Below are 276 nucleotides of genomic sequence, written 5' to 3' on the forward strand. Positions count from 1 at the left end.
GTTCCGCGCAGGGAGTCACGCTTTCCGTGCGGTGGTCATATGGCGTGAGGATCGGGATATGGGGGCCTAGTGCACCCGGTCGGTCTCCGGGGCCGGTACCGGGAAGACCGTGTCGAAGGGGAAGCGGCGGGCTTCGCCGTGGGGGGCGGGCTGCAGGGCGGCGGCCTTGCGGGCGCGCAGTTCCTCCTGGATGATCAGCTCCATGCCAAGCTTGAAATTGCGGGTGCTGAAGCGGGCGGCGTGGGCGCGGATGGCTTGCGGGTCGAACATCGCGGC

General features: G+C 69.2%; 1 protein-coding gene. It reads right to left on the reverse strand.

Features of this window, described 5'->3' with window-relative positions:
- Positions 1–66 precede the first annotated feature (66 nt).
- Positions 67–276: hypothetical protein (locus SB679_RS24035; protein WP_410704753.1), on the reverse strand; the 210-nt coding region annotated here is incomplete at its 5' end.

It is taken from the genome of Chryseobacterium sp. SIMBA_029, from assembly GCF_046535275.1.
Taxonomy (GTDB): Bacteria; Bacteroidota; Bacteroidia; order Flavobacteriales; family Weeksellaceae; genus Chryseobacterium.